The following is a 20,331-nucleotide window of genomic DNA, read 5'->3' as shown; positions in this document are numbered from 1 at the left end:
GAAGGAACCAGACAGATGTTTTCCAGAAGACAATTCATCGGCGCCGGTGCGGCGCTCGCCGGAGCCACCGTATGGTCGAAGACCTCGGCCATGGGCTTGCCGGAAGCTCCGATCATGGAAGAGGCCGCGACGCAGCCGCCGCTGATGCCGACGGCGGGGCCGGACTACAATCCCGTGGTGACTCTGAACGGCTGGTCGCTACCCTTTCGCATGAACAACGGGGTCAAGGAGTTCCATCTCGTCGCCGAACCGGTCGAGCGGGAGATGGCGGATGGCATGACCGCCTATCTGTGGGGCTATAATGGTCAGTCGCCGGGCCCGACGATCGAGTGCGTCGAGGGCGACCGGGTTCGCATCTTCGTCTCCAACAAGCTTCCCGAGCATACCACCGTGCACTGGCACGGGCTGATACTGCCCAACGGCATGGATGGCGTTGCCGGTTTGACGCAGCCGCCGATCCCATCGGGCAAGACCTTCGTCTACGAGTTCGACGCCGTGAAGAGCGGCACCTTCATGTACCACCCGCATGGCGACGAGATGGTGCAGATGGCGATGGGGATGATGGGCTTCTTCGTCATCCACCCGAAGGACCCGACCTTCATGCCCGTCGACCGCGACTTCGTGTTCCTGCTGTCGTCCTATGACATCGATCCGGGCTCCTACCTGCCGAAGGTCATGGAGATGACCGACTTCAACATGTGGACGATCAACAGCCGGATTTTTCCGGACGTCGCTCCGCTTATCGTCGCCAAGGACGATCGGGTGCGCGTTCGGGTCGGCAATCTGACAATGACCAACCACCCGATCCACATGCACGGCTATGATTTTGAGGTCACCTGCACGGACGGCGGTTGGGTGCGCTCGGAGGCACGCTGGCCGGAGGTCACCATCGACATTCCGGTCGGCGCCATGCGGGCCTACGAGTTCGATGCCGTCCATCCGGGCGACTGGGCCCTGCATTGCCACAAGTCGCATCACACCATGAACGCGATGGGGCACGACGTACCGACCTTCATCGGAGCCGACAAGACCAACGTTGCCCGCAAGATCCGCGCGGTCCAGCCGGAATACATGCCGATGGGCACCAAGGGCATGGCGGACATGGCGGAAATGTCGATGCCGATCCCGGACAACACCATCCCGATGATGGCCGGCTGGGGCCAGTTCGGCTCGCTCGAAATGGGCGGCATGTTCACGGTCGTAAAGGTCCGCGAGGGGCTTGAAGCCGGCGATTACGAAGACCCGGGCGACTACGAAAATCCCCCGGGGACCGTGGCCTACGAATGGACCGGATCGCTGCCCGACGCGGCATCGGCTCCCGCCTCCAGCGCCCATGGCAGCGCGCTGCCATCGAAACCCAAGCGGCAAATGATGCCCGGCGGGGGAACCCATTCCGGCATGTAGCAAGGCCGGGAAAGCAAGGGACGCAAACATCAAATGGAACGAGGATCATTTATGCAGAAACGACTGTTCATCGCGACGGCATTTGCAGCCGGGCTCATCGCCACATCGGCGTTGGCTGCCGGTAAACATGGCGGCGGTCATGCCGACGAAATGGCGATCGGCAGTGCCGGCAAGCCGGCGGCGGTCGATCGGACCATCGCGATCACCATGCTGGAGACCGAGGACGGCGACATGCTGTTCGAGCCCTCCAGGATCGAGGTCAAGGAAGGCGAGACGATCCGTTTCGTCATCGCTAATGACGGCGTGCTCGAGCACGAGTTCGTCATGGATACTCCGGAAGCGGTCCAGGAACACAAGACGCTCATGGAGAAGTTCCCGGAGATGGAACATGCCGATCCGAATGCGATCCGGCTGGCCGCCAATGATGCAGGCGACATCGTCTGGACCTTTTCCAAGGCCGGCAATTTCGAGTTCGCGTGTCTGATCCCTGGACACTACGAAATGGGCATGCACGGCCCATTGACCGTCGCGTTGCGTTGAACGCGACAAGACCACTTCCCCCCAAACCCACGACCAGGAGCTATATTATGAGAAACTTCAGCAAGCTCGCCGCCCTCGCGATTGTCTCGTTCGCACTGGCCGGCCCGGCCCTCGCGGTCGAGTACACCAAGGGACAAATCACCAAGGTTGATGCCAAGCAGCAGAAGCTGACGATCAAGCACGAAGCCCTGAAGAACCTGGACATGCCGGCCATGACGATGGTCTTCAAGGTCGCTGACGAGGCGATGCTCGCCAAGGCGAAGGAGGGCAAGACTATCCAGTTCGTCGCCGATCGCGTCAAAGGCAAGCTCACCGTCGTCGAGATGAAATAGGGCTCGTCACGCATGGCTCGGGGCGACCTGGAGGTCGCCCCGAGCCGGTCCGCGACAATGCTGGTCGCGGACCGGCCGAGAGCGACGCCAGCAACTGGATTCGCTGTTCAGTTAATGCAATGAAGAAGTCAATTATTTATTATAAAATAGGCAAACATGACTGTCATGATAATAACATAATTCAATATATATTATAAACATGTATATATAAATAACATATGGATGCATGCATCCTCTGTGTTCATTCGGATAAATACCGCCATCGCGTTCCGCCGATAAGACATGTTCGGGGATAGCGTCCGCTGATTGGATCGATTGCGATCTCCGGCGCGGGACAGCGCTCCCTCCATTGCAACCCGGGACGCGAGGCAGGCGCGAGAGCGCGTGCTCCTGCCGTCATGCGCGCCGTCAATGTCGACGGCGACATCAAGCAATCAAAATGCCGAGGCATTCACCCCAATGGTAGCAATCGACTCGGGCCGCAACGACATCGACGGAATGATCTTGGAGGTCGAGCGGCGTAACGAGCTGAGGACCGTCATCTGGCGCTTCCTCGCGCTTCTCGTCTTCGCCATCTCGGTGGCTCTCGAGCCGGACGTTATCAACCACCAGACGCATCTCACGCTGTTGATCGCGTATGCCGCGACGTCGGTTCTGGCCGTGGCTCTCGTGGTGTCCGGGTTGTTCCGCTCGTGGCTGAATTGGCCCTACATCTGCATCGATGCCGCCTTGGTCGTCTATCTCGCGGCCGAGCACATGTTTATTCCCGGCTCATCCTTCGTGGAAGCGCTGGCAACGCCCAGTCTGGCGATCGCGTTTGTCCTTCTCTCCCACGCCAGCATGCGGATGCGCGCCGGTCCGGTGGCGGTTTTCGCTACTCTCGTGACTCTGGGATCCGCCGCCGTAGCGGCGCTGTCCCTGTTCGACGACCCGTTCCAGATCGGGATGTCGTCGGAGGAACTGCAAGCGGCGAGCGTGCGCCTTCTCGCCTTCGCGGCTGTCGCGGCCATCCAGGTCATGTTGGTGGTCGACATCAGGCGGCTCGTCCGCTTCGCCGTGTCGACGTCAAGCGAACGCGCCAATCTTTCCCGATTTTTCTCTCCGACGACGGCAGTGTTGCTGGCATCGGGTGGGGCACATGTCGCACTTCAGCGAAACGAGGCGGCCGTCGTCTTTATCGACATCCGCGGCTTCACGGGGTTGTCGGAGCAAATGGCGCTGGAAGATGTCGCGTCGCTGCTGTCGGAATACCGTCAACGGGTGGTGGAGACGGTTTCGGAATGGGACGGACGGGTGGACAAGTTCATGGGCGACGGCGTCATGGCGGTGTTCGGCTTCCCCCATCCCGATGCCACGGACGCCGTGCGTGCGTTCGACTGCGCATGCGACCTGATCCATCGCCTCGAGACATGGAGCGACATGAGGACCAATAACGGCAAGATTCCGCTCCAGTTCGGCGTCGGGATCCACCACGGCCATGTCATTGGCGGGGTTGTCCTCGGCGGTCGGCACAGCGAGTACACGGTACTCGGGGATGCGGTGAACCTTGCGCATCGCCTGCAGGAAATGTCGAAGACGCTTGGGGCCAAGATCGTCATTTCGCGGGAGATCCTGCGGCGATTGCCGTCAGGACGGCTCGGATTGAGCTGGCGATGGAGTCAAAACGTTCAGGTGCCAGGCCGACTCGAAGCCGCGGATGTCTTTTATCTTCCGATTGAACAGATGCCGAGCTGATCGCCGCGTGATCTCCGCCGTTGCGGACCCCCAGGCGGAATGACGCAGGCCAAAATCATCAGGGCAGCAGCTCGATCCCGATGAGCGGCGCCAGGATGACGTTCACCAACAGACCGAGCAAGACGACGGCAATGGGTCCGGTGACCATGGCGACACCGGACCATGGGCCGAGCGTTGCCGGCTCGCTCGATGATTTGGCGAAGATCATCGGCGCGATGAAGCGCAGGTAATAAAACAGCGAGGCGACGGTGTTGGCCACAGCGGCCACCGCGAGCCAGGCGTATCCGCCCTCGATCGTAGCGAGGAACAGTTCGAGCTTGCCGACAAAGCCGATTAGCGGCGGGATGCCGACCAGGGATAAGAGCCCGATAATGATGGCGGTCGCTTCCAGTGGCCTGCTGCTGGCGAGGCCGGAGAAACCGGCGCGGTCGGTGCGGCCACGCAGATGCGTGATCGCGGCGAAGGTCGCAAGGTTGGCGGTGCCATAGCCGAGAAGGAAGATGATCAGGGCCGGTATCGCGGCGGGGCTGAGCCCGACCACGGTGACCGCCATCAGCGCGTAGCCCGATTGCGACACCGACGACCAGCCGAGCATCCGGCGCAGATCATCCTGCCACAGCGCGGCCAAATTGCCGAGCGTCATGGTGACCAGCGCCAAGGCCGCGACCAGGGGCCGGACGGCGGCCGCGTCGATGGGAAACAGCGAGACAAGGCGGGCCAGCACGATCGCGGCTCCAATCTTCGGAACAACTGTGAGGAAGGCGGCGGCTGGAGCCGGGGCGCCTTCGGCGACATCGGGCATCCAGGCGTGAGCAGGCGCGGCGCCGAGCTTGTAGCTCAGGCCGACCAGGACGAGGACAGTCCCCAGGAGCAGGACCGGCGACGATTCACCGGAGGCCAGCGTCGCGCTCATCCCTGTGAACCCCGTATCGCCCAGCATACCGACCATCATGATGGCGCCGAGCATCAGGCTGGTATTGGCCAGCGCACCGATCAGAAAGAACTTCATGCCGGCCTCGACCGACAAGGCCCAGTCGCGATGATAGGCGGCCAGGACATAGCCGGTCGCCGAGGAGAGCAGAGCGCCGATGACAAGCTGGAGGATATCGGCGGCGCCGGCCATCGCCATCGCGCCGAGCGCTGAGAACAGGAGGATGGCGTAGTATTCGCCATGCCGGCGGTCCCGGTCGAACCAATCGGGCGACATGACGACGACGAAGGCCGTCGCGCCGAGGATGAGCAGCCGCCCCCAAATACTGGCTGCGTCGAGCGCCCAGCTTCCCGAGAAGGTCAGCCGCTCCGAGCCGATCTGAAGTCCGCAAAGGAAGGCGGCAACGCCCAGCCCACACAGGGCGAGAGGCGCGCCGATCCACTGCAGCCGTCGTGGGGCGAAAGACGCGAACAGAAGGATGGCGACCGCCGCCAGGATGACGGTGATCTCCGGGAGAATATCTCCAAGCGGCATCATGTCAGCCTTCGGTCCCCTGGAGAGGCAGGAAAGCCGACCCGGTTTCGATCATGGCAAGCAGCCAGCCGGGATAGATGCCGATCAGCACGACCAGGGCGAGAAGGAGCGCAAGGAACCCGGCCTCGGTCCTGTTGAGATCGGCAAAGCTCTGACGCTGATCTGGAAGCTCGCCGAAGAAGATCTGCTGCAGCATCGACAGGAACAATGCCGCCGTTATGAGGATGCCGATCAGGCCGATCGCGGCGAGCCACGGATAGATGGCGAACGTGCCAGCGAAGATCTGAAACTCCGCCACGAATCCGGCCAGCGCGGGCAAGCCAAAACTGGCGAAGGCTGCCAGGAAAAATCCGATCATCAGCTTCGGCGCAACGCGGGCAAGCCCGCCATAGGCCGAAAGCTCATAGGTTCCGGATCGCTGCCAGAAGGAGCCGGCCATCAAGAACAGCGAGCCGGTGATGAGGCCATGCGCGACCATCTCGGTAATCGCGCCGTTGAGCGCCAGGCTTCGCGCCGCGTCGCCGCCGATCGCCGCGCCGGCCGCGGCAATGCCGAGGACCGTGTAGCCCATGTGATTGACCGAGGTGTAGGCGATCCGCCGTTTCAGATTGGTCTGGCCGAGGGCAACGATCGCGCCCCACAGTATCGAGATGACGGCGACGATCGCCAAGGGGAAAGCGTATGCGGAGAAGGTTTCGCGCATCATCGAAAAGGGAATCCGCACGATTCCGTAGGTGCCCATCTTGAGCAGTACGCCAGCGAGGATCGCCGAGGCCGGCCCCGGCGCTTCGACATGGGCGAGCGGCAACCAGGTGTGGAACGGCACGAGGGGTGTCTTGATCGCGAAGCCGACCAGAAATCCAAGAAGCACGAGGCTCGAGCGGACGTCCGCTCCTTGCAGGGGTTGCGCGGCGATCAATTCGCGCATGTCGAAGGTCAGCGTGTCGTTCGCCAGGACGAGACCGAGGATCGCCAGCAGGATCGCCAGCGATCCCGCCAGCGTATAGATGAAGAATTTGAGCGCCGCGTATTCCGCGTCGCCGTGGCCCCAGCGACCGATCAGAAAATACATGCCGACCAGGCTGAGGTCGAAGAAGACATAAAAGACGAGCAGATCGAGGGTCAGGAACAGACCCAGCGAGACCCCCTGCAGGAACAGGAACCAGGCATAGTATTGCCGCGCCCTGCCTTTGTAATCCGCCGGCCACGCGATGGCACAGAGAAACAGGAGCCCGCTCATCAGGGAGATGGCGAGCGCCATGCCGTCGACGCCCACGCGCCAGGCGACGCCGAGCGTCGGGATCCATTGGAGCTCGCCCACGGCCTGAAACGCCGGCGCGTCCGCGCCGGAATCGAAGCCGATCCAAACGAGGACCAGCAGTAGCAACGACGAACCCGACGCCGCCATCGCGATCAGGCGCGCCATCGTCTCGCTCCACGCTGCCCGCACGGCGAGAGCAAGGGATGCGATCAGCGGGAGCAGGATGGACAGTGTCAGCATGGCTCAGGAAACAACCAGGAGGAACAGGAAGGCGAGGATCGCGCCGCCGGTGGCCAGGGCGTAGTAATGATGGGACATGCCAGTCTGGAGGCGCCGGGTATCGCGGCCGCTTTGCCCGACGATCAGCGCGGTGCCCTCGGCGAGGCCATCGATCAACCATTCGCCCGTGCGGTCGCTCGCAGAGGCGAGCCAGTGGACGGCGTCAGCGGTGGCCGCAACGCCGCGGTCGAGGACGCGATCGTCTTTCCGACCGCCAAGCCGCGCGGCGCGAGCGCCACTATTGGCGATCAGCCGAACGCCGGCATCGATCACCCGATCGTCCACCGCCGCGGCTGCCACTGCCAAGCGTGTTACGGGGCGGGTGACGATCCGTTCGATCAGGTCCGGCAGGCCAAGCCAGTCCGCCGTCTCCGAAGATCGTCCCGTAAGACCGATCTCCGGAAAGCGGCGGACCAGGAGAATGCCGATCAGGATACCCAGAGCGACGGCGACGGTCGACAAGACGAATGTCGCGAGGCTCGCCTCGAGGAGCTCGATTTCGAGTGCGCGACCAAGCGCCTCGCGCACCGACGGAATCCAGACGAGCGATGTTGCCAGCGTCAGCAGGGCGAGCGCCACGACGGCGCCGGTTTCGGCCCGGCCGGGCTCGGCTTTAGGACGATCCTGCTCCTGGCGTTCGACGAGCCCGAAAGCTGAAAGTTGAAACCGGGTCGCGTAGGCCGCACTGAGCGCGCCTGCGAGGATCACGCCCGCCGCGACCCCCAAACTGCCATGTTCCGCGGCCGTGACGATGGCTTCCTTGGTCCAGGCGCCGCCAAGGGGCGGCATGCCGGCTAGCGACAGGGCGCCGATGGCGGTCATGGCCGCGACGAGGGGCAGTGCCCGGCCAAATCCCATGAGATGCTGGCCATAGCTTCCCGCGCGTTCCCCCGCGATGCCGGCGGTCAGGAACAAGAGCGCCTTGAAGGCGGCGTGAGCGATGAGATGCAGGAAGGCGATGCCGGGATATCCGGACCCGACCGCGACGAACATCAGGCCATAGTGAGCCGACGTCGACGCGGCGAGCAGCTTCTTGGCGTGGTTCTGGAGGATTGCCACGAGCCCGCCCGACAGAGCCGTCGCCAGTCCGATCGCTACAATCGTCTCAGGAACGCCCGGCACCGTCGCCAGGAACGGTTCGAGGCGGATGAGGATATAGGCGCCCGCCGCGACCATCGTTGCCGCGTGGAGGAGCGCGGAGACGGATGTCGGTCCCGCCATGGCGCGGAACAGCCACGGCGAAAACGGGACCTGGCCGGATTTCGAGGCCGCCGAAAGCAGCAGACCGAACGCGACGACGGCGGCGAGCGGGCCGGAGATTCCGCTTAGACTGTCGTAGGAAAACGCGCCCGTCGCGGCGTAGGCCGCCATCGCCGCCGCGAACAGTCCGAGATCGCCGAAGCGCGTCATCAGGAAGGCGTAGAGGCCGGAGGCGGGGTTGTCGCTATCACGCCAGTCATGGGCAATGAGAAGATAGGAGCAGGCACCGACCAGTTCCCAGCCGATCAGAAGAGTCAGGAGGTCGTCGGCGATGACCAGAAGCTCCATTCCGGCAACGAACAAGAGCAGGATTGCGACGAGCCGCCCGAGACCGATCTCGTCTTCGTGGAAGGCGGCATAGGCAAGGATCGGCAGCGCGATCACGGGCGCAAGCATCGCCATGGCGCTGGCGACTGGGGTCAGCGCCGCGGTCAGGCGGAGGGGGCCCGACCAGACGATGGTTCCGGTCCAGCCGCCCGCGGCGGCCAGCAACGCCAGAAGAAGCGTGAGCCCGAGACCGGCCATCGCAACGACCATCAGCAGACGACGGCTGGGGGCGCCGGCGAGCCGGACCGCCAACGGAATGCCGAGAGCGGCAAGGGCAGGCAGGAGGGCGACCAGGAACAGCATCAGTGCTTCATCGTCCCGAGACTTTCGGTCGTGTCGGCCTGTCGTTTTCGATAGACGGCGGTAACGAGCGCGAAGCCGACCGCCATGTCGACGGCCATCACGGCCATGACGATGATCGCGAGAAGTTGCCCCTCCGGTGCTCCGCCGAGGCTGAACGACCAGAACCCGATCACCGCGAGGAGGCCGCCATTGAGCATGAGTTCCAGTCCCATCATCAGCATGACGAAGGACTGCTGGGACAGAGCGCCGTACAGGCCGATGCCGATCAGGGCGCTGGCGACGATCAGGACGCTGACGAGACTCACGAGGTCGCCTCCTTTTTCGACGTCATCGTTCGGTCCCCGGCCGACCAATCGCTGTGCAGCGGCCGCCGCCCGCTTTCCCCGTCATCATCATGGTCACCATCGGCATCCGGATGTCCCTCCGCGTGCTCAGCGTCCTCGTGCCCGCCATGGGAATCGTGCATGTGATGATGGCCGTGGCCGCTTGCCTTTTCGACCCGACGGCCGGCCGGCTCTCCGCCTACCTCCAGTCCCGGCGGGCGGGAGCCCGCGTCCGAGGGGCCGAAACGCCCGGTTCGCGCCGACAGAACGACCGCGCCCACCATCGCGGCGAGAAGCGTGACGCCCGCGGTCTCGAAGATGAGCATCGACGGGCCGAGCATCTCCAGGCCCAGGTCGCGGATGACCTGCCGGCCTGGATCGACAGGGTCGGTCGGGAATTCCGTTGTGAGGACGGCGGCGCTCAGCCCCAGAAAGGCAACGATGCCGGCGCCGATCGCAAAGCGGTTCTGGTGAACCATCATCATGGGATTGAGCCCGGCGGGGTTCATCATGAACATTACCATGAAGAGGGCCATCACCATCATCTCCACCGCCATCATGAAGATGGTCGCGATGCCGATATAGGGCGCCGCCAGCAACAGGATGATCAGCCCGACGGCCGTGAACGACAACAGCAGAAGAAACGATGCGCGCACCATGGAATCGGTCGCGAACACGCGCCAGCCGGAGACGATCGCGATCGCGGAGAGCGCCAGGAAGGCGAGATCGATCAGCCCCATAGCAGCAGCTCCACGCCGACGGCGACCAGCATGAGAAACGACAGCGGCAACAGCGCCAGCCAGATCACGTTCATCATCCGGTCCGGCGGCAGCCGGGCGAAGATTTCGCCGGCGCCAGCGAGGACGACGAGAACGAGACCTGTCTTCAGGACCAGCCAGACGAAGCCGGGGAGGATCGGGCCGAGATACCCGCCGAGGAAGACCGTTGCCGTCATCGCCGAAACCGAGACGAGCATGGCCAGCCGCGCCAGCCACCATGTCAGGCGGGCCGTCCCGGAGATTTCGGCCGTCGTTCCGCCAGCCAGATCGTAGGGATCGGCATAATCGAAGGGGCCGCGCAGACTGAGCGAAAGACCGAGCATCAGAAAGAGGACGAACCCGGCCGGCTGGCGCACGATGTTCCAGACGCTGCGTTGCGCTTCGACGATGTCCGTGACGGCCAGTGACTGTGCCGGAAGCGCGGCTGCGATCAGCACGAACATGGACAGGAGCATGGCCGGAAGTCCGATCGCGACGTAGCGATAGGCGCCGATCAGCGGAAGCGGCGAGTTGGCCGACCAGCCGTGCAGGAAGACCGCGACGACCGTCAGCGACTCGCACGCGCCCCACAGGACGATTCCGGCATCGAGATCCGCGGCGACGACGCCCGGCGCGAAGGGAACGACGCTCAAACCGATGGCGGCCAGCGTGAAATACAGGATGGGAGCGAGAAACCAGTTGACCCGGTCGGGATGCTCCGTCCCGCCGGTCTGCGTCAGGGCCAAGGATGCGGTCACCGAGAGCGGGCCAGCAACACTTGGTGTCAAGGAGCGACCGGCGACGAGGGCAGGGACCACCCGGTCGAGCATTGCGGCTGCGACGATGCCGGCCAAAAGAAACAGAGGCAGAACCAGGATCGCGAGCACTTGAGTCATGCGCCCGGCCCTCCGTGGGCGTGCCCACCATGGGGGGCCTCTCTCTCCATCTCCCCGCCTTCGGCTTCGCCCCCATGTTGATCTTCTGCTTCGTCATCCTCGGCTGCGACAGGCGCGAGGGAGATCAGCGTGTCGGTATCGAAGCTGTTGGCGATGAGAATGGCCTCGCTCCACTCGCGCCCGCGCAGCAGGTCGACGAGACGAGCAGATTTGAGGGGAGACCTCATCGCGGAATCATCGGACGTCCCGGGCTGACTTTCGTCCAGCACGGCCAGCCATCGCTCGACCCGCGTCCGGACGTCGGCACCCCCGACCACGCCGATACCGGGAGGGATGGCGGCAAGCGCACCGGACCAGCGAAGCAGCTGTCGGATTTTCGCGAGCTCTATGGGTTTGCCGGCGCTCAAGGATCGAGCGGCATCGAGACAGCGGACAGCGTGTGCCTCGAGGCCGAGGATCGGCAGGAAACGCGCAAGAGCCCGTAAGGCATGGACCCTCCCGTCGGCGGATCTCGCCTGGGGAAGGGGCGGTCGCAAAAGCTTTGCGGTCTGAATGACGTCGCCCTGCAACGTCGCCGACAGCTTCAAGCCCGGCGCGAGCATCGGCAGGAACGGGCCGAACGGCGCGGTATAGGCGTCGAGCGCCAATCCGTCGCGCAGATCATCGTCGGTCATCGCCATCGGCCGGCCATAAGGGGTGCCGCCCATCATCCCTTCGCCGCCCTGGCCGTAATCTCCCTTGCCGCGCCAGGGATTGGGTGGTTCGTTTGGCAGGATGTCCGGTTCGCTGTCCCTTGCCCCTTCGATCAGCGCGCGGTGGATCGCTTCTATAGCCGCCACCGGGTCATCCTCGTCCGACATCGTCGGTTCAGCGAAGCCCGCTCCAGGATTCGACTTCCACCATAGCGCCGCGCGCGGATGTGGCATCTGATCATGCAGGCGGTGGAGATCGTCCTGATCGGCCTCCCGTACCGGCCCCGCGACAAGCAGAATTCGGGCATGGCGGATGCTGTTGGCGCGCATGAGCCGGCTGTCGAGAAAAAGCTCGTCTGCCGCGATACGCATTTCGGCGCCGATGGCCGCGAAAACAGGGACGGGTGCCGCGCCCGCGAGGCGGCGAAGAAAGTCTACTGCCAACGGAAGATGCCCTCCCGCCACCCATAGACGATCCCGACAGACAGGATGGCGAGGAACATCCCCATTTCCATCATCGCCTTGCCGCCCTCTTCGACAAAAACGACGGCCCAGGGATACATGAACATCATCTCCATCTCGAAGGCGATGAAGAGCAGCGTCATCGGGTAATAGCGGACGTGGTAGCGCTGCCAGGCATGGGTGTCCGGCGCCCCGCCGCCCAGGAAAGGGGTCTTTTGAGGTTCGGTCAGTGAGGCGGCAAAACCGGCGGGCGCGAACCGGACCACGGCGGCGATCGACGCCGCGAAAAACGCGATGATCATGGCGCCGGCCAAGCCTTCCAAAGCGATCTCCTCTCCCGTCCCGGTCTCGCTTTGAGCTGTGTCGGTCCTGGCGATCGTCAACCCGATCGGCAGAATCTTTAAGCCCGATTCAAGCCCTCTGATCAGGGTTCCGAATCCAGATGGACGGGCTTTCCACGGCGCTCGACTGTTCGGCGAGAGGAAACACGCCGATCGTCAGTGCCGCCCAGCGCGGCATGTGACCGGCAAATGCAGCTGATCTGCTCCCGCAAAACTGGATCGTTCTGAACTGGAGTTTTCCGCGGTAACATTTCCTGGCCGGGAGGAGCGGAGAACGATGAAGGCATCGAAGTTTTCGGACGCGCAGAAGGCGTTTATCCTGAAGCAGGGAGGCGACGGGATCCCGGTTGCGGAGATCTGTCGGCGAGCCGGGATCAGCCAGGCAACCTATTTCAATTGGAAGAAGAAATATGACGGCCTTTTGCCGACGGAGATGAAGCGGCTGAAGCAGTTGGAGGACGAGAACGGCAAGCTGCGCAAGCTGGTTGCGGATCTGGCCTTGGATAAGGAGATGCTGCAGCACGTCATCCGCCGAAAACTGTAAGGCCTGGTCGCAAACGCGAGCTGGTGGCTGAGGCCTGCAAGGAGTGGAACGTATCGATCCGGCGAGCCTGCCAGGTTCTGGAATTCGACACGTCGACGTATCACTACAGGTCCCGCCGCCCCGATCCCGGCGGTCTCAAGGGACAGATGGAGGCCTTCGTCGAGCATTATAATCACCAGCGCTACCACGAGAGCCTGGGCAACGTGACACCCGTCGACGCCCACTTCGGCAGGGCCGACGCCATCATCAAGCAGCGCGAAAGAATCAAGCGACAAACCCTCGAACAGCGGCGCTTGCAGCACCGCAGGTTCGCCGCATAACATCAACCTCCAGACGAGGCCCGTCTCTCCTCAATTCGACGCCGAAATCTGCGCCAAATGTTCTGACGACGGACATTGCGCTGAACCTGCCGGACCGGTCCGCCGATTTCGAGCCGGATTTTAGCGTCATTCCTGAACACTATTGCATCAGGGCAAATTAGATAGTAACTATTCACTATCTCTAGAGGCAATCAGATGACTACTGCCAGGAAACCAGCGGCTGAACATCAACAGGAAATCGTGAAAACGACCCTTCGTTTGCTGTCCGAACTGGGTGAAGGTGGTTTGTCTACTCAGACGATTGCCGATCATATTGGCATAACCCAGACCGGCCTTTTCGGGCACTTCCCACCAAGAATGACCCCTGGATTGCAGTTCTGTCGGAAATTGAGCGACTTGCCCGCAACTCCTGGAAACATGCGAGCCGGGAAGGCGGCCCTGCAGTTGTCCGAGTCCACAAGATTCTGTTGGCACAACTCAAACGGGTCGAAGATTTTCCGACGGTCCCGGCACTGCTGTTTTCAACTGGACGTCTCGACGCCGAAGAAGTCGTCCATCCGATACATGTCCATATCATGACGGCGCTCCGATTGCGCATCACGGAAGAACTCCTCGCGGCGGTGGGGGAATGCGACCGACACATTCCGATCGAGACGCTCGATATGGGATCCTTGCTGCTCGGAGTGGTTCAGGATTGCGTACTGCGCTGGTCGCTGACCGGACGCCAATACGATCTGGTGGCTGAAGACGATCGGCTGATCGATCTGCAGCTTCGCCTGTACGGACTGGAAAACGGGGGAGACCGGTCGTGAGGGTTCCCGTCCTGTTGAAACTTCTTCCGCCTATCGCTCTCGGACTCGGAGTCGCTGCATGGCTGATCTCGACTGCTGAACCCCCGACGCGGATCGAAGAATCCGAGCGCAGCGTTGTCGCGCGCACCATGACGGCTGAGGTGACGAGCTTGCGAACCGCCGTGCGGGGCTATGGCAATGTGCAGGCGGCACGTAACTGGGAAGCGGTTGCCGAAGTTGCCGGAACGGTCGTCTGGCGTCATCCCGATCTGGATACCGGCAATATTGTCACCGAAGGGACCACGGTTTTACGGGTCGACCCGACAGCCTATGAATTGGCTATTGCCCAGGCCGAGTCCGATCTGGCCGCTTTGCAGGCGGACGTCGCGCAATTGGCGGTCGACGAAGCAAATACCGGCCGTCTTCTGACGCTGGAGGAAGAGCGGCTGACGCTGGCCGAGTCGGAATTGGCGCGGACCCGCGACCTAGCCGAGCGTGGAGTCGCGGCCCGGTCGACACTCGACACCCAGGAACGCACCACGTTGCAGGTGCGGCGCGGCGTGGAAGAATTGCGCAATGCCAACGCCCTGATCCCCTCACGCCGCGCCCGGCTCGATGCGCAGGTGGCGCGTACGAACGCGGTTCTGGACCGCGCACGTCGCGACCTCGCCAAGACCGAGATCGTGGCGCCGTTTGATCTCAGGGTCAGCAAGGTCCATGTCGAGCGGCACCAATTCGTCGGAACCGGCCAGACACTCGTTTCCGCCGATGACATCGGCCGCGTCGAGATCATTGCGCAGATCCCTGTGGAATCGTTCCGCCGCCTGCTGGGAACGGCCGTGAACGGTACCCGGATGACCCCCGCGAACATGTCCGAACGCTTCGAGACCGTTACGGCCGAAGTGCGGCTTGTCTCGGACCCGTCGCAAATCTGGGCGGGTCGGCTGGTGCGGGTGGAAAGCGCACTCGACCCACAGGCGCGGTCGGTTCCGGCCGTCGTGGCTGTGGATGATCCCTATGCCGGGGCGAACCCGCCGCTGCGCCTGCCGCTGGTGCCGAACATGTATGTCGAGGTCGTCCTCACTGGGCCCGAACGTGGTTCACAGGTGATCGTGCCCGACAGTGCGGTTCACGAGGGCAATATCGTCTATATCCGAGATGACGAGGGCCGACTGGAACTGCGCACGGTGTCGGTCGACTGGCGACAGGCGGGGATGGCGGCTCTGAAAGACGGCGTCGCGGCGGGTGAAGAGGTCATCCTCGACGATCTGATGCCGGCGATCCCGGGCATGATCGTCCGACCGGTGGAGGGCTCGGAATGATCCGCTGGTTCGCAGGGCATCCCACAGCCGCCAACCTATTGCTCGTGCTCATTTTCGCCGCCGGTCTCATGGCCGCGCCGACACTGAAGCGCGAGACATTTCCTGATTTCAGACCTGTCGAGACCGAAATCAGCGTCGTCTACCGCGGCGCCACGGCGGAAGAGGTCGAAGACGCCATCTGCCGGCGCATCTGGGATGCAGTGGAAAGCGTCGAGAACCTTGAGGAATTGAGCTGCACCGCGCAAGGCGGCGTTGCGCGCGCCATCGCCACAATGACTTCGTCTGGCGACAGCGCCCGGTTTGTCAACGACCTCCGCACCGAGGTGACCGCGGTCGACGATTTCCCCGATCAGGCCGATCCTGCCATCGTCCGTGAGCTTCACCGCACCGACAACGTCACTTCGGTCGCTGTGGCGGGCGATCTGCCGCCCGCCCATCTGGAGCGCTACGCCGCGGAACTGCAGGACAAGTTGTCGGCCCTTCCCGGGGTGGCAAAGGTGACGATCTCGGGCTTTGGCGAGCGGCAGTTTCGTGTCACCGTCCCTCGCGCGGTGTTGGAACAGCACAGCCTGACCGTCACGCAACTTGCCGCGACGATTGGCGCACAAAGCATCGACAGGCCGCTCGGCACGCTTGAGACCCGTACCCGCGAGATCAGCCTCCGTTTCACCGATGAGCGGCGCAGCGCAGCCGGCCTTGCCAACCTTGTCGTCCTGTCCCGGCCGAACGGCGCCGAGCTCACCCTGGGACAGGTCGCCACCATTTCTGAGCAGTACGCACCGGACGAGGAGCGCGCCTTTCTTGACGGACAGCGCGCGGTCTTCCTGCAGGTGGACAAGGCGCTCGGGGCCGACGCGCTCGAGGTCTTCGACCGCGTGGAAGAACTCGTGGCGGCAGAGCGCGCCGCCTTGCCCGGCACCCTCAGGCTGGAGGTCGTCAAGGACATGACCAGCATCGTGCGCGACCGGCTGACGATGCTGGTGGAAAACGGTGTTCTGGGACTGATCCTGGTTGTCGCGGTGATGAGCCTCTTCTTCCGCCCCGGCTTCGCGATCTGGGCGGCGATGGGCCTGCCGGTGGCCTTCATGGGCGCGTTCGCCGCGATGGCACTGCAGGGCCTGTCGCTGAACATGATGACGCTGGTTGCGTTGTTGATGGCCATCGGGATCGTGATGGATGATTCGATCGTCATTTCCGATGCCATCGCCGAAGCCGCGGCGGACGGCGCCTCGCGCACCGAGGCAGCAGTGAAAGGCACAATGGCAGTGATGCCGGGGGTGCTCTCGTCCTTCGCCACCACCATCGCGGTCTTCGGCCCGCTGGCCTTCTTAGTGGGCGAATTGGGCGCCATCCTCGAGGGAATCCCCATGGTGCTGATCGCGGCATTGGCGGCGAGTCTCGCCGAGGCGTTCTGGCTGCTGCCGCATCACCTCAGCCATGGTCTGAAGGGCGCGGACAAGCCGCCGTCACGTTTCCGCGCCGGTTTCGATGCGCGATTCGAGCTGTTCCGCGAGCGGCGCATCGGCGGGTTGGCCGACATGGCGATCCGTCGAAGATATCTCGTCACGGGCGCGACAATCGCGGCATTGATCGTGACCGTGGGGCTTCTGGGTGGCGGGTATCTCAAGCGCGAGGCGATCCCGGCGATCGACGGCGACGTTCTGGAGGCACGCATACTCATGCCGCAGGGCACGCCATTTGCGCGCACCGCAGACGTAGTCGATCGGGTGAGCGCCGCATTGGGCCGGGTGAATGCCGCCTTGGCGCCCGACCAGCCGGACGGCGCAGCGCTGGTGAAGTCCGTCCAGACGCGCTTCAATTACAATCCCACCGCCGGCGAATCCGGCCCGCATGTCGCCACGATCAGCGCCGATCTGCTGGGCGCCGAGACACGCACCGTGACGCTGGATGAGATCGTGACGCTTTGGCGCGAGGAGATCGGCGATGTGCCCGGTGCCCTGGCGATCCTGCTCATGGAACCGAGCATCGGCCCACAAGGGATCGCCATCGAGATCCGGCTGTCGGCACCGGATTTGGAGGAATTAGCGATGGCCGGCAATCGCCTTCTGGCCGAGGTCCAGACCTATTCCGGGGTGTTCAATGCCACCCATGACCTGCGCCCCGGCAAGCCGGAGCTTCGGCTGCGACTCGCCGAGGGCGCGACCGGGCTGGGACTGACCGCGCAAGATGTGGCCGATCAGATCGGCGCCGCCTATCTGGGCCGCGTGATAACAACCGTGCAGCAAGGCGACATCGCCCATGAGATCGAACTTGAGCAAGCCGTGGAAGATCGGGACTCCTACGACGATCTGCGCGACTTCACCATTACCCTGCCGGACGGTTCCACTGTGCCGCTATCGACCGTAGCACTCGTTGATGAGGCGCGGGGCTGGTCTTCCATCACGCATGTCGACGGACAGCGCACCGTAACGGTGCAGGCTGATGTCGACACGCGCATTGGCAATGCCGACGCCATCGTATCCGAATTGTCGAACAGCTTCCTGCCGCGGCTTGCGGGTGAATTCCCGGGCCTTGGTTTCGAAATTGCCGGACAGAGCGCCAATTCGGCGGAAACGGTCGCTTCGATCCTGCGCGGTTTCCTGATTGGGCTGATCGGTATTTACGTTGTGCTGTCCTTCCAGTTCCGCAGCTATGTGGAACCTTTGATCGTCATGCTGTCGATACCGCTCGCCTTCATCGGCGTGGTGCTGGGGCATCTGATAATGGGCTACAATATTTCGATGCCTTCGCTGATCGGCGCCGCTTCGCTGGCCGGCATCGTGGTCAACAACGCGATCCTTCTGGTTCAGGTCATCAAGGCGCGCGCCGCCGAAGGCATGGAACTGGCCCGCGCTGCCGGCCAGGCCAGCCGCGCTCGGTTTCGCCCGATCCTGATGTCGGTTTCGACCACGATGATGGGGCTTGTGCCGCTGCTGCTTGAGACCAGCACTCAGGCCCAAACCTTGAAGCCGCTGGTGATCTCGGTCGTCTTTGGCCTGCTCTCCGCGACCGTTCTCGTCCTGATCGTCCTGCCTGCCTTCTACGCCATTCTCGGCGATCTTGGCCTCGCGCAGGCGCAGGACAACGAAAACCCGGTTGCGCCAGACGAGAAGGAGGCGACGTCCCCATGAGCAACGTACCGCGGTTCGGCACTCGCATGTCTCAATGGCAAGCCAGAGAAATCACGAGGCCGACAACGACGCCCCAGACGACGGTCCGCAGGCTCATGGCCCAGACCGTCCGCATCTCATGGGGGACCTTGAGCCGACCCTCGGCGAGGTCGTTGTTACCATTGCTGCTGCATCAGAAAACCTTGCTGAATCAGATTAAAGGGGGGGCATTTTCCAGGCTTCGCCACAAAACCGGTTGTCTTGCGGCAGCGGATCAATGCAGGGCGTCACCGCGTTGGTCGAACCTGTGCACGCCATTGCATAACGCATGTACCGACCGAACTTTTCTCCAGACTTTTCTGCGATTTCCAACTGTTTTCCCGGAGCCGCGACCATATGCGTCGCCCAATCGAACCATGCGTTCATCAGCGCGGCGGGCGACAATCCATGCGTGAAGCGCGAAAGCCAAACCTGCGCCACATGGTCGAATACTTCGTGACGGGTATCGTGTGTATCCGGACGATCATCGGTATCAGATGTCGTCACCGCATCCCGTTCCGGCCCGGCCTTAGCTTCTGAGATGTCGCGTGTAGAGCGGTCAGGCACCGCTCGCGCTGTCCCCCGCTTTCCTTGCGCATCACGCAGTTTTACCACCTGGTCCGACATTTGCGGCTCCATCGATGTTCCTTGATGTCCGTGCGGCGATTTCGAGACGATGGTCAACGGCACCGCTGGACGATCACGATTCAAGATAGTAATTGATTACTATATTTATTCAAGCCATGATGCACGGCAAGGCAGGTAAGTGCCGCGATTGACCGAGGAGGAAACCCATGCTGACAGGCAAGACGAATGTCGTGACGGGCTTCGCGTTCCTGGCGCTCTTCATGCTGTACGGGTTCGTGCTGATCTTCTTGCGCGATTTCGCGCCCGGCAAGGAGCAGTGGGTCGCCGACTATGCGGTGGGTACGCATTTCGAATCGCGGCTTGCGCATGTTCACGGCAACCTGTTCGCGCTCATCAATATCGCGGTCGGACTCGCCCTGTTGCGTGCCCCAGGCACCCGGACCGAGCGCTGGATATCCGCATTGGCATTGCTCGGGCTGCTGATGCCGCTAGGCATTCTGGCAGAGGTGCTTTTTGGTGCTCCGCCAATCCTCGTTATGGCCGGCGGCATTTCGATGGTTGCCGCGATGATGTGGACGGCTGCACATGTATGGCGAACGGAGACGTTTCATTGACCAAGACGAGACCAAAAAAGGTCCCGGCGGAAGAGCGCCGCAACATCACCGTCGAAGCGGTCATCGACCTGGCCGGCTCTTCTAACCCGGACAGCATCACGACCGCAGCCATTGCCAAGCACATGAAGCTGACACAGGGCGCGATCTTTCGCCACTTTCCGAACAAGGACGCGATCTGGAAAGCGGTCATGAACTGGGTGGCCAAGAACCTGATGGCCCGGATCGATCGGACGGCCAAAGACATAACATCGCCTACAGGAAAGATGGAGGCGATGTTTCTCGCCCACATCGCATTTGTCGCCGATCACCCGGGCGCACCACGCATGCTGTTCGGAGAGCTTCAGGGCGCTCGACAGACGCCGGCCAAGCGCCTCGCGCAGAGCATGATGAAACAATACGCGGCACGCCTTCGCGACATGATTACCAGTGGCAAGCAATGCGGCGAATTGCGCGACAATCTCGATGTCGAGGCGGCGGCCACGCTATTCATCGGCACCATTCAGGGCCTCGTGATGCAATCCCTGATCGCCGGCGACATGGGTAAAATGCGTGCCGATGCGCCACGTGTTTTTGCCATTTATCTACACGGTGTTTCAAAGGCGCGTGACACCGAGGAGCAGGAGTGA

Annotated in this window: 19 protein-coding genes and 1 pseudogene; 11 read left to right on the top strand and 9 right to left on the bottom strand. The window is 62.9% G+C overall.

Annotated features, from left to right (window positions below):
- Positions 1-15: 15 nt before the first annotated feature.
- From MJ956_RS11715 to MJ956_RS11700, 4 genes are all read left to right on the top strand, one after another.
- On the top strand, positions 16-1,404 hold the full coding sequence (locus MJ956_RS11715; protein WP_253964640.1) for a multicopper oxidase family protein: 1,389 nt from the start codon (positions 16-18) through the stop codon (positions 1,402-1,404).
- A gap of 51 nt (positions 1,405-1,455) precedes the next feature.
- A complete protein-coding gene (locus tag MJ956_RS11710; protein WP_253964639.1) occupies positions 1,456-1,944 on the top strand; it encodes a cupredoxin domain-containing protein in 489 nt (162 codons plus the stop codon).
- A gap of 47 nt (positions 1,945-1,991) precedes the next feature.
- Positions 1,992-2,276 carry a copper-binding protein gene (locus MJ956_RS11705; RefSeq protein WP_253964638.1) on the top strand — a complete coding sequence of 95 codons (285 nt, stop codon included), beginning with the start codon at positions 1,992-1,994 and terminating at the stop codon, positions 2,274-2,276.
- 459 nt (positions 2,277-2,735) lie between these two features.
- Positions 2,736-4,010 (top strand): adenylate/guanylate cyclase domain-containing protein, encoded by a 1,275-nt coding sequence (locus MJ956_RS11700; RefSeq protein ID WP_253964637.1) that lies wholly within the window; start codon positions 2,736-2,738, stop codon positions 4,008-4,010.
- A gap of 58 nt (positions 4,011-4,068) precedes the next feature.
- Here MJ956_RS11700 and MJ956_RS11695 read toward each other — a convergent pair whose 3' ends face one another.
- From MJ956_RS11695 to MJ956_RS11660, 8 genes are all read right to left on the bottom strand, one after another.
- Positions 4,069-5,478: an NADH-quinone oxidoreductase subunit N gene (locus MJ956_RS11695; RefSeq protein WP_253964636.1), complete on the bottom strand. Its 1,410-nt coding sequence runs from the start codon at positions 5,476-5,478 to the stop codon at positions 4,069-4,071.
- Position 5,479: 1 nt separating this feature from the next.
- Positions 5,480-6,976, bottom strand: a complete 1,497-nt coding sequence (locus tag MJ956_RS11690) for a complex I subunit 4 family protein (RefSeq protein WP_253964635.1) — start codon at positions 6,974-6,976, stop codon at positions 5,480-5,482.
- A gap of 3 nt (positions 6,977-6,979) precedes the next feature.
- Positions 6,980-8,905 carry an NADH-quinone oxidoreductase subunit 5 family protein gene (locus MJ956_RS11685; protein WP_253964634.1) on the bottom strand — a complete coding sequence of 642 codons (1,926 nt, stop codon included), beginning with the start codon at positions 8,903-8,905 and terminating at the stop codon, positions 6,980-6,982.
- The gene (gene nuoK, locus MJ956_RS11680; protein ID WP_187389396.1) at positions 8,905-9,210 is read right to left on the bottom strand and encodes an NADH-quinone oxidoreductase subunit NuoK; all 306 of its coding nucleotides are present in this window, start codon (positions 9,208-9,210) and stop codon (positions 8,905-8,907) included. The genes MJ956_RS11685 and nuoK overlap by 1 nt, the downstream gene beginning before the upstream one ends.
- On the bottom strand, positions 9,207-9,968 hold the full coding sequence (locus MJ956_RS11675; protein ID WP_253964633.1) for an NADH-quinone oxidoreductase subunit J family protein: 762 nt from the start codon (positions 9,966-9,968) through the stop codon (positions 9,207-9,209). The genes nuoK and MJ956_RS11675 overlap by 4 nt, the downstream gene beginning before the upstream one ends.
- Positions 9,959-10,882, bottom strand: coding sequence for an NADH-quinone oxidoreductase subunit H (locus MJ956_RS11670; RefSeq protein ID WP_253964632.1), 924 nt, complete (start codon positions 10,880-10,882; stop codon positions 9,959-9,961). Before MJ956_RS11670 ends, MJ956_RS11675 begins: the two co-directional genes overlap by 10 nt.
- Complete coding sequence (locus tag MJ956_RS11665; protein WP_253964631.1) at positions 10,879-11,946, bottom strand: hypothetical protein; 1,068 nt, start codon at positions 11,944-11,946, stop codon at positions 10,879-10,881. The genes MJ956_RS11670 and MJ956_RS11665 overlap by 4 nt, the downstream gene beginning before the upstream one ends.
- 62 nt (positions 11,947-12,008) lie before the next feature.
- A complete protein-coding gene (locus MJ956_RS11660) occupies positions 12,009-12,419 on the bottom strand; it encodes an NADH-quinone oxidoreductase subunit A (RefSeq protein WP_253964630.1) in 411 nt (136 codons plus the stop codon).
- A 235-nt stretch (positions 12,420-12,654) separates the two neighbouring features.
- Between MJ956_RS11660 and MJ956_RS19005 the strand changes: the two genes are divergently transcribed.
- The 5 genes and pseudogenes from MJ956_RS19005 (at position 12,655) to MJ956_RS11635 (ending at position 18,485) form a co-directional block, all read left to right on the top strand.
- Complete coding sequence (locus tag MJ956_RS19005) at positions 12,655-12,921, top strand: transposase (RefSeq protein ID WP_423724847.1); 267 nt, start codon at positions 12,655-12,657, stop codon at positions 12,919-12,921.
- Positions 12,922-13,046: 125 nt separating this feature from the next.
- Positions 13,047-13,241 (top strand): annotated as a pseudogene (locus tag MJ956_RS11650) (integrase core domain-containing protein); the annotation flags it as partial.
- A gap of 467 nt (positions 13,242-13,708) precedes the next feature.
- Positions 13,709-14,053 carry a hypothetical protein gene (locus tag MJ956_RS11645; RefSeq protein ID WP_253964629.1) on the top strand — a complete coding sequence of 115 codons (345 nt, stop codon included), beginning with the start codon at positions 13,709-13,711 and terminating at the stop codon, positions 14,051-14,053.
- Positions 14,050-15,354 carry an efflux RND transporter periplasmic adaptor subunit gene (locus tag MJ956_RS11640; RefSeq protein ID WP_253964628.1) on the top strand — a complete coding sequence of 435 codons (1,305 nt, stop codon included), beginning with the start codon at positions 14,050-14,052 and terminating at the stop codon, positions 15,352-15,354. Before MJ956_RS11645 ends, MJ956_RS11640 begins: the two co-directional genes overlap by 4 nt.
- Positions 15,351-18,485 (top strand): efflux RND transporter permease subunit, encoded by a 3,135-nt coding sequence (locus MJ956_RS11635; protein WP_253964627.1) that lies wholly within the window; start codon positions 15,351-15,353, stop codon positions 18,483-18,485. Before MJ956_RS11640 ends, MJ956_RS11635 begins: the two co-directional genes overlap by 4 nt.
- Before the next feature lie 195 nt (positions 18,486-18,680).
- On the opposite strand, the gene MJ956_RS11630 is transcribed toward MJ956_RS11635, so the two are convergent.
- Positions 18,681-19,142: a poly-beta-hydroxybutyrate polymerase N-terminal domain-containing protein gene (locus MJ956_RS11630; protein WP_253964626.1), complete on the bottom strand. Its 462-nt coding sequence runs from the start codon at positions 19,140-19,142 to the stop codon at positions 18,681-18,683.
- Between the two features lie 155 nt (positions 19,143-19,297).
- On the opposite strand from MJ956_RS11630, the gene MJ956_RS11625 reads away from it, so the two are divergent.
- Together MJ956_RS11625 and MJ956_RS11620 are read left to right on the top strand one after the other, a co-directional pair.
- Positions 19,298-19,705: a hypothetical protein gene (locus tag MJ956_RS11625; RefSeq protein ID WP_253964625.1), complete on the top strand. Its 408-nt coding sequence runs from the start codon at positions 19,298-19,300 to the stop codon at positions 19,703-19,705.
- Positions 19,702-20,331, top strand: a complete 630-nt coding sequence (locus tag MJ956_RS11620; protein ID WP_253964624.1) for a TetR/AcrR family transcriptional regulator — start codon at positions 19,702-19,704, stop codon at positions 20,329-20,331. Before MJ956_RS11625 ends, MJ956_RS11620 begins: the two co-directional genes overlap by 4 nt.

The sequence above is a fragment of the Aurantimonas marianensis genome (genome assembly GCF_024195285.1).
In the GTDB taxonomy this organism is placed as follows: domain Bacteria; phylum Pseudomonadota; class Alphaproteobacteria; order Rhizobiales; family Rhizobiaceae; genus Aurantimonas; species Aurantimonas marianensis.
This window is presented reverse-complemented; position numbering and strand designations above follow the sequence as displayed.

Excerpts from the sequence above, each read along its gene's own strand:
- MJ956_RS11715 (WP_253964640.1), top strand. The coding sequence starts at position 16 with ATGTTTTCCAGAAGACAATTCATCGGCGCCGGTGCGGCGCTCGCCGGA.
- MJ956_RS11710 (WP_253964639.1), top strand. The coding sequence starts at position 1,456 with ATGCAGAAACGACTGTTCATCGCGACGGCATTTGCAGCCGGGCTCATC.
- MJ956_RS11705 (WP_253964638.1), top strand. The coding sequence starts at position 1,992 with ATGAGAAACTTCAGCAAGCTCGCCGCCCTCGCGATTGTCTCGTTCGCA.
- MJ956_RS11700 (WP_253964637.1), top strand. The coding sequence starts at position 2,736 with ATGGTAGCAATCGACTCGGGCCGCAACGACATCGACGGAATGATCTTG.
- MJ956_RS11695 (WP_253964636.1), bottom strand. The coding sequence starts at position 5,478 with ATGATGCCGCTTGGAGATATTCTCCCGGAGATCACCGTCATCCTGGCG.
- MJ956_RS11690 (WP_253964635.1), bottom strand. The coding sequence starts at position 6,976 with ATGCTGACACTGTCCATCCTGCTCCCGCTGATCGCATCCCTTGCTCTC.
- MJ956_RS11685 (WP_253964634.1), bottom strand. The coding sequence starts at position 8,905 with ATGCTGTTCCTGGTCGCCCTCCTGCCTGCCCTTGCCGCTCTCGGCATT.
- MJ956_RS11675 (WP_253964633.1), bottom strand. The coding sequence starts at position 9,968 with ATGGGGCTGATCGATCTCGCCTTCCTGGCGCTCTCCGCGATCGCGATC.
- MJ956_RS11670 (WP_253964632.1), bottom strand. The coding sequence starts at position 10,882 with ATGACTCAAGTGCTCGCGATCCTGGTTCTGCCTCTGTTTCTTTTGGCC.
- MJ956_RS11665 (WP_253964631.1), bottom strand. The coding sequence starts at position 11,946 with ATGCGTATCGCGGCAGACGAGCTTTTTCTCGACAGCCGGCTCATGCGC.
- MJ956_RS19005 (WP_423724847.1), top strand. The coding sequence starts at position 12,655 with ATGAAGGCATCGAAGTTTTCGGACGCGCAGAAGGCGTTTATCCTGAAG.
- MJ956_RS11635 (WP_253964627.1), top strand. The coding sequence starts at position 15,351 with ATGATCCGCTGGTTCGCAGGGCATCCCACAGCCGCCAACCTATTGCTC.
- MJ956_RS11630 (WP_253964626.1), bottom strand. The coding sequence starts at position 19,142 with ATGGAGCCGCAAATGTCGGACCAGGTGGTAAAACTGCGTGATGCGCAA.
- MJ956_RS11625 (WP_253964625.1), top strand. The coding sequence starts at position 19,298 with ATGCTGACAGGCAAGACGAATGTCGTGACGGGCTTCGCGTTCCTGGCG.